General features: G+C 44.5%; 1 protein-coding gene. It reads right to left on the bottom strand.

Annotated elements, in window-relative coordinates:
* On the bottom strand, window positions 1–400 hold a 400-nt coding region (locus C1I99_RS35560; protein WP_233512840.1), incomplete at its 3' end, for a PLP-dependent transferase.

The following is a 400-nucleotide window of genomic DNA, read 5'->3' as shown; positions in this document are numbered from 1 at the left end:
AAGAGGTACCATATGGGTTTACAGGAGATTCCAGATGGACGATGTCACCTTCAGAAGCACATTTTTCAATATCTTCCAAGGGGTGTTGCTCAATGCCGTAATTACGGGTCAATATGTTAGCAATTGCTCGAACACCATGGTAGCTCTGTCCGATAAAGATCTTCTTAGGGTTGTAATGTACCATTGCCGCATAGAACGCAGCTAACCCTGAAGAATAAATGACAGCATAACCATCGAGGATCTCTGAGAAGATACTCTCTAATCTGGTGCTATTTGGATGCGCTAGCCGTGAATATACGGGCTTCTTCTCCATAAAGTCCAAGTTTTCACGCTCTGTCCATGGAATTAGATCGTCATCGTCGTAACGGAAGGTTGTAGAGACATTAATTGGGGGCGCCAC

The sequence above is a fragment of the Micromonospora deserti genome, from assembly GCF_003236335.1.
Taxonomy (GTDB): domain Bacteria; phylum Actinomycetota; class Actinomycetes; order Mycobacteriales; family Micromonosporaceae; genus Micromonospora; species Micromonospora deserti.
Note: the sequence above shows the minus strand (reverse complement) of the source record. Positions and strands in the feature narration are given on the sequence as shown.